Below are 7,375 nucleotides of genomic sequence, written 5' to 3' on the forward strand. Positions count from 1 at the left end.
AGAACGGACCTGGCGCGAAATCCGAAGTGCCGATGCAGAGGCGCATCAAGTTCATGCCGATGCCGTGCTCGGGATGAACGAGGCTCTCGATCACCTTTTCCCGCCGCGCCGCCGGCAGCAGGCTGAGGTTGTAACAGGTGCTGTGCTCGAAGGAACTGCCGATCCCCAGCACGGGTTGATAGGTGGTGGTGTCGTCGATTTGGATGACCTCGCGTCCTGGCGCCGGGCCTGCTTGAAACTGGAGATCCGGCAGCGGCGTGAGCCGGGCCGTGCCGTCCTCCGACGAGAGCCACCCTTGAACCTTCGTGCCCGGACCTTGGCGGCTGCGGCTCTTTTCGGTCGTTTCCGCTGACGATGCTTGGGAGGTATTGTTGACTGCGGCCAAGGGTGTTCCGCACCCGGAAGCAAACAAACTGAGTGCCATGACGACCGGGCTGAGCAACGCCCGGAAGAAGCGGGCGGGCGGCGCTCCTCGGGAACGACACAAGCGGATCGTCATCAGCAGAGCGCGCGTTCGTTTCACAATAGGTTCAGCGCATCTCACGGATCGCGTCGTCGATCGCCCTGGCCAGCGCGGGAATACGCTGGGTGTAGCTGATCGGGCTGACGGGATCCGCATACGGCCCTTTCGTCCGATCCGCAAAGACTTCGTCCACGTAGCGGTAACCGAGGTTGCTCAGGAACACGATGAGGTAGCGTCGGAATGGCCGCCCCGGCAATGAGGTCACGATGCCGGCGTCGGACGCGTAGTTGTAGGTGAGGCCGGTCTTATGCGCGAAGGTCACCTCCGCCACGGCGTTGCTCGCCCGGACATCGACTCCGAAGTTCACGCCGTCCACGACGACGATGCCGTTGGTCGGGTTGATCCAACGCGCGGCAATTTGCGAGGGCAGGCCCGGGCGCACATGGCGAACGCCGGCCAGATTGGCGGTGGACAACGCCTCATTCAGCCCTTGCTCCGCCAGCAGTTGTTTGAGGAAGGCCCGGCTCGATTCGCTGAGAAACCGCGCGGTCACGGCCCGCCCATCCGGTCCGCGCCACAAATCGCCGGCCGGACCTTCGATGAGCAGCAGCAGGCGCGCGGTGTCGAGAGCAGTCATGTGGATCCGATCCGTCTGCCAGTTCCGACCGTCCGCCGCCCGGGTGCCATTGACCTGCAACGTTGGCAAACCCAGTTCACGAAACTCCCGGTTCATGGTCTCGATGCGGGAACGCCGGTGCAGGAGTTGGAGCAAGGCCTGAGTGGCGCGATTGTTCGACTCGGTTATCATCGGGTCCAGCCAGGCCCGGAGCGGACGGGTCTCGTCCTTCTGGTTCGCCAAGGAGAAGGTGTGCGGGGTGTCGAGCGTCAACGATCCGTCGTCGACCATCCGCAGGACCTGGAAAGCGACGAGCAGCTTGAAGAGCGAGGCCGGATAGGGCGCCATGAACTGGAAGGCGGCATTTGCGCGCCCGGGAACCAGATCGTCGTCATCGGACAACGGCGGATTGTTGGTCCAACCTTTTGTGGTCTCCGGCAGGGACTCACCCGGCTTGAACACGCCGCCGTTCCAGCGCGCGATGTCCCAACGACGAAACCGAACGGCCGCTGCGCCCTGGTCCAAGCTGACCGGGACAATCAATCCCTCAGGATAGTCGCGGGACAGCAGCACATTGGCGGACGCCATCACTCGGCCTTCGCGATTCAACTGGATGACCGCGACATCCACATTGGGCACGTGGGCGATGGTTTTCGGCAAAGCCGGCTTGGCTGCATCCTCATTCGCCGGCCCGAAGTCCAGCACGCGGTCGAAGCGCGCCTCGCGCACGGCCCGCAGCACCGCGGCTTCCAATGGCGAAGCGGCCGGCGGGTGCTGCGGTCCCAACCGCTGCGGCCAGTCCTCGGCGTAACTGGGAAGCACCCAGGCGATCCACAGTGGGATTACTCGCAGGAATATGCTCCTGGTCGCGGCGCGCGAGTCCACGCCCTTCTTCTGCTCACGCTGCCGTTTATGGATCGACATCACGATTGAGTTGTCGGCTGGTGCATCACCGCGACTCTCGGCCAAGGACCACGAACCAACGCGAGGGAACTTCCATCGAATCCGAGGATGCCGCCACGCCGGTCCACAAGTTCATCCAGCCGGTGAACGAGTCGCATTTCAAGCCCGCAGGCTTTAGGACCACTGATTTGTCCGAGGCGTTGAAGACCGCCAGGATGGACGTGCCGGCAGCCGGCGGTTTCCGGTGGAATGCGACCAGACGCCGTTCGTCGTCCAGTAATGTGAACTCGAACTCGCCCGTGCGAAGCGCTTCATGGCGGGCGCGTAGTTCCGCCAACCGGCGATGGAAGGCGAGCATGTCGCCATCGGGCGAGACACTGTTCACCGGCCGGCTCTGCCCGAACGGATGTTCGCGCTCGGCCGCAAACCTAAGATCCGGCCACAGCATGGGCTTGCGGCAGTCTGGGTCATCTGCGCCCCACATGCCGACCTCGTCGCCGTAGTAGATGTACGGGGCGCCCGGCGCGAGAAACTGGAAGGCGACCATCTGTTTCCACCGTTGCTTCTCGACGGCGTTCGGGGCGCGAACGGAGTAGCTCCGATTCCCTGAAACGCTGCTCTGGTGATCCTGGCGATGCTTCGGGTTTACCACCATGGAACCTATCCGCTCTGTATCGTGAGAGCCCAACAGGTTCTGCAAACCGAGGCTCCGTCTGTAGCCGTAATCGCGATGGACCGCCGAGATCAGGTTTCCCAGCTCCGTCGCGCGGATGGGTACGGTCCTATTGAAGAACTGGAAAACGGCGTCGCCAAACCGGTAGTTCATGACGCCGTCGAAGGCCTGCTCGAGCCACGGCGCGGCGTTACGCAGCTTGATCGCACGGTAATCGTCCCACCAAATCTCACCGGCAATGTAGGCATCGGGATTGATGTGTTTGACCCAACCGCGAAAATCCTTCCAAAAGCCCATAGGGACCTCGGCGGCAACATCCATCCGCCATCCGTCAATGCCGTCCTTCGGGTCGCCATCGCCGTTCGGATCCATCCACCGCCGCACGACATGCCGAAAATGTTCGCGAATCTCGGGGTGAAGATTGTGCTCGTCACGAGCAAGTTCAGGCAGATCCTTTATTCCACTCCACCCGCGATAGTCGAACTCGTCGGCAGGCGTGGTGGGATCATCCCAGCGGGTGATGTGAAACCATTGGGCATACCGGCTGTCCGGGCCGTCACGCTTCGCGCGCTGCAAGGCCCAGAATGAGATACCCACATGGTTGAACACACCGTCGATGATGAGCCGCATGTCGCGGCGGTGAACTTCCTCAATCACTTTGAGGAACAGTTTGTCCGCACTCGTCCATTTCCAGGTGGCGGGATCGGCCGGATCCTCACCGGCAAACAGCTTCAAGTCACCCGCCGGGTCGGGGCCGAAATGTTTGTCCACGTGCTGATACAAGGCGGCACCATACTTGTGGAGCGACGGTGATTCGAAGATCGGATTGAGATAGAGCGCGTTGACACCCAGCTCCTTCAGGTAGTCGAGCTTGTCGATGATCCCCTGGAGGTCACCCCCATAACGTCGCAACTGGGCATGGACGTAGAAGCCTTTGCCATCCCGTTCCCAAGGCCGCAGCTCATACCAATCACTGGTCCATGGACTGACGCGCCAGCCGGGCGGAACGAAATCGGGCCACGTTCCGACGAGGCTCGCGGGTGTAGGATCATTCGTGAGGTCGCCGTTGCGGAAGCGTTCGGGAAAGATCTGATACCAGACCGCATGAGCAGCCCAGTCGGGCGAGGCGGCATTGGCGACGGCTGCCCCGAGCAGAAAAGTGATGAGAGCTGCGGCGCAGCTGCAGCGCTTCATGAGGTTTAGTAGTTTCATGGAGGGTCTACTCTACCGCGCAGGGGATCGGTGTAGGTCGCTGGAAGTGGGGCAGCCGATCGCGCGTGAGCAACGGATGATGCGATACCGGTCACCGCAAAGGCCAAACCGCCGAAACTCATTTGAAGATGGTGGAAGCGGTTTCAAACAGGTCGTTCGATGGCGGTATTCAGGGCACCATGGATGTTCAACTTAATTTGGTATTGTTGTGCCGTAAGCCCGCGCCAGGTTGCGCCCACGTCGTCCGCCACCCGCAGCGCGCATAGCACGAGTAATAGCGTGATGACGGTGCCCAAGACAATCCCAAACCCCAGCGACACGGCGGTGGGAATGAGGAATTGCGCTTGAAGCGATTTGGCCAGCATCAGGGGCGCAAGGCCGGCCAACGTCGTCGCGGAAGTCAGCAGGATGGGACGGAACCGCCGCGCGCCGGCTTCAAGCGCCGCTTCGCGGAGCGTCCGTCCAGCGGCTCGCCGTTGGTTCACGTAGCCCACCAGCACGATCGAGTTGTCTAAGGCCACACCCGCGAGCGCCGGCATGCCAAAGACGGACAGGTAGGACGGCGTGACACCGAGCAGGATGTGGCTGGGCAGCGCGCCGAGAATCGCCCTGGAAGGCAAAGTGGTCCGTGGAGCGGCCCTGCGACGTGGTTCGATTCCGGTGCGCATGGTTGCAACCGAGGAATTCAGACTCAGAAGTGCAGTGTGGCGAGCGCCGCGTTCACCCAGGCCGGCGTGATTTCGCGCTCATTGATGACGGTGTGCCAGAGGTCGCGCCGGCCAGCGACATACGATCGCAGGTTCAAGAGTGAGGCTTCAAGATCGCCGCGACGGATTTCCATGTCCGCAGGCTGATAACGCAAGCCCACCTCGTCCATGAACGCCACCATCTCCGCGTGGCGGTTCTCCTGCAACCGGCTGAGCAGGTGGATGCCGAGTCCCACGATCCAGCCGTGGATGAAGGAGCGCTCGAGCCGTTCCTCCAGTTCGTAGAATAGATAATGCTCGCTGCCCTCTTCCACCCGGTAATGCCCGGCCGGCAGACAGATCGTATTCACCCGCATGTAGCCCTCGACGATGGCGTGCAGACCGTCATCGGTGCAGGCCCGGATGGCGCCAGCCTTCGCCATCGTGTCGGTGAGAATGGCGCGAGCTTGGGCAATGTCCTCCGCTCGGAAGGGATACTCACTCTTGCCCGCGCGTCCGGCGAGTTCCCAGTCGAAGCAGGCGGTGTGAATCGAAAGTAGATCGCCGACGCCCGCAATGTTGAGCTCCGGTGGTGCGGTGCGGATCAAGTCGTAATCAATCACCAGCGGGTCGGGACTGGTCTGGCCGACGTATTCCACGCGATGTCCGCGACGAATGCCAGCGGCGGGCGTGACGAAGGCGTCCACGCTCAGAATGGTCGGAACACTCACCAGCCGCAGACCGCGTTTCCACGCGATGTATTTAGCCAGATCGATGGCCTGCCCGCCGCCAATGCCGACCACGGTGTCCACGACCGGCGCGGCGTCCAGTTGACGGTCGAGAGTCTCGACTTCCATGTTCTCGACGAACAGGACTGCCTTGGGCCGGGCTTTGAGCCGGGGTTCGGCATGGCGCCAGGGAACTTCCATGGTGGTCGCCAGGAAGTTTCCGGGGTCCAAATCCAATTCACTCAGGGCGCCGGCGCCGAAGCGGGCGGAACGAACGTTGGTGTTTCCTTCGATCATAAGGTGGTTATGGGTGGGTGGAGGGGATGTCTTCCCCAGAAGTCGGCGGTCCAGCTTCACCGCGGACCAAACGGCGCCGGATCAAGGTGAGATAGAGGAACAGGCCAATGCCCAGTCCCACCAGGGTCGAAAGCAGGGGCAGATGGCGCGTGCGGATGCCGGCCACCTCCGTTGGAGGGATGGTCAGCGCGGCCACGACGCCCAACACCCAGATCAGCGCGGCCGTCCCGATCCATGGGCGCGCCCGGCCGAGTCGCCAGCCATCGGACTGCGTCGCTGGCGGGGCAATCAAGGCGGCGATGATAATGCCGGCGTAGCCGAGGTAACCAGCGACGGCGGAAATCTGGGTGACGATGTCGAGGGTGGGCAGTCCGAGGACGACGGCCGAGGACACGAGCCAGATGAACAGGATGGCGTTGCGAGGGGTGCGATGGTTCTCGGCCACGGAGGCCAGCCATCGGGAGCCGGGCAGCATCCGGTCGCGGCCCAGCGCAAACAGCAACCGGCTTGTGGCCGCCATGCTGGCCAGTCCGCAGGCAAAGATCGAAATGCCAATGACGACCCGCACCACCCCAGCCCCGCCCGTTCCCAGGGCTTGCCGCAGCGTGGTCATCAGCGGATCGCCCGCCTTCTGCGCGGCCGCCAGATCACCGACCGCCAGCATCACCCCGGTCAGCAACAGGAATCCGGCAACGCCTGAGCTCAGGAGCGACAGCAGGATTGCCCGGGGCACCACGCGTTTCGGCTGCCGCGTCTCCTCGGCCAGGTCGGCGGCGGCTTCGAATCCGGTCAGACACCAGGCCCCTACGAGCAGCGACAGCGCCCAGGCTCCCAGGCCCGCCGGGCTGCCGGTGGCGGCGTTCGTGGAATCGAACAGGACCGCGGGCGGCGCGCCGCGCTGCAAGGCCAGCACGATCAGCACGAGGCTCGCGAAGAACACGCCCAGCAGTTCCGTCCACACGCCGGTATCGTTGACCCGAGCCGCCCACCGGATGCCGAACAGATGGATCATGGCCGTCAACGCAATGATCGCCAGCGTGAGGGCGGTCACCGCTGAGGACGAGGCCCAGTCGTCGCCCAACCAGTGGCCGGTTTGCGCGGCGAGCGTGGCGCAGACGCCGGGGAAGCCCGTGAGAAATTGAAGCAGGAGCAGCCAACCCACCGAGAATCCGAAATGCGGATTCACCAGCCGGCTGGCCCACTGGTATCCATATCCGGAGAGCGGTATCCGCGTGGCCAGTTCGGTCAGCAGCAGCGCCACGAGCATCTGCCCGGCGAGCACGATCAGCCACGACCAGACGATTCCACCGCCGACCTGGCGAAGTCCGTGGCCGAAGTTGGCCGAGACGCCGGTGAAGACGGAGATTAACGAAAACGCCACCGCAAAGCTGGAGAACCCGCCCAGGGTCCGGCGCAGTTGTTGCGCATAGCCAAAGCGCCGCAGCTCGCGTTCATCCGGATCGTGCATAGAGGGACAGTGCCGATTGGAGCCCGATGCGCCCAGAAAAAATGCCGGCCGCCACGCTGGAAGGCACTCACGAGCCAAAGTTTTTGGACGAGTTGTTGGGACATGGATTTAACCGCGGATGACGCGGATTACGCGGATAATTTCATTTTCCCATCCGCGCTATCCGCGTAATCCGCGGTTCTAGTCGGCGCTGTCCCAGAGGCGTTTTTCAAGCGCGGCGTTATCCCCAGTCTCCCTTCTCCGTTCATTCACCACGCGCTTCCAATCCAACTTGGCCTCCTTGAAGTTCAAAAGCAGTGCCACTTGAAGGCCGGAGATGTTCAGGTATC

The 7,375-nt window shown here is 62.9% G+C and carries 6 protein-coding genes and 1 pseudogene; all 7 read right to left on the reverse strand.

Annotation, left to right across the window (positions count from 1 at the left end):
- The coding region (locus FJ398_24160) for a hypothetical protein (protein MBM3840991.1) at positions 1-523 on the reverse strand (523 nt) is incomplete at its 3' end.
- Between the two features lie 7 nt (positions 524-530).
- Positions 531-2,006, reverse strand: a complete 1,476-nt coding sequence (locus tag FJ398_24165) for a serine hydrolase (protein ID MBM3840992.1) — start codon at positions 2,004-2,006, stop codon at positions 531-533.
- Positions 2,007-2,028: 22 nt separating this feature from the next.
- Positions 2,029-3,867, reverse strand: coding sequence for a glycoside hydrolase family 13 protein (locus FJ398_24170; protein ID MBM3840993.1), 1,839 nt, complete (start codon positions 3,865-3,867; stop codon positions 2,029-2,031).
- A gap of 143 nt (positions 3,868-4,010) precedes the next feature.
- Positions 4,011-4,535 carry an efflux RND transporter permease subunit gene (locus FJ398_24175; protein ID MBM3840994.1) on the reverse strand — a complete coding sequence of 175 codons (525 nt, stop codon included), beginning with the start codon at positions 4,533-4,535 and terminating at the stop codon, positions 4,011-4,013.
- Positions 4,536-4,558: 23 nt separating this feature from the next.
- Positions 4,559-5,578, reverse strand: a complete 1,020-nt coding sequence (locus FJ398_24180; GenBank protein ID MBM3840995.1) for an iron-containing alcohol dehydrogenase family protein — start codon at positions 5,576-5,578, stop codon at positions 4,559-4,561.
- Between the two features lie 7 nt (positions 5,579-5,585).
- On the reverse strand, positions 5,586-7,046 hold the full coding sequence (locus FJ398_24185) for an amino acid permease (GenBank protein MBM3840996.1): 1,461 nt from the start codon (positions 7,044-7,046) through the stop codon (positions 5,586-5,588).
- Positions 7,047-7,295: 249 nt separating this feature from the next.
- Positions 7,296-7,375, reverse strand: a pseudogene (locus tag FJ398_24190) (GxxExxY protein).

This window comes from Verrucomicrobiota bacterium, from assembly GCA_016871535.1.
GTDB lineage: Bacteria > Verrucomicrobiota > Verrucomicrobiia > Limisphaerales > SIBE01 > VHCZ01.